General features: G+C 64.2%; 1 pseudogene. It reads right to left on the reverse strand.

What is annotated here, in order from left to right:
* Nucleotides 1-243: pseudogene (locus AC0L3B_RS40115) on the reverse strand (AraC family transcriptional regulator); the annotation flags it as partial.

Genomic DNA, 243 nt, shown 5'->3' on the forward strand with positions numbered 1-243 from the left:
GATAAGCCTCCACCAGCAGCAGGCGATTGTGCCACTGGGTGTGGCACAACCCGGTCTGCCGGCGAAACAGACGGGTCAGGGTGCGCTCGGTAGCGCCAACCTCGCCGCCCCACTCCGCCAGGCTTTTGCGCATGCCCGGCCGGGCAATCAGTTGGTCGGTGACGCGCTTGAGCCGCAGGTCGCTGGGCAGCGGCAGGACCATGTCACTGGCTGGAATCGCGCTGATATCTTCAAATAGCAACT

The organism is Bradyrhizobium sp. Kon56 (assembly GCF_055807635.1).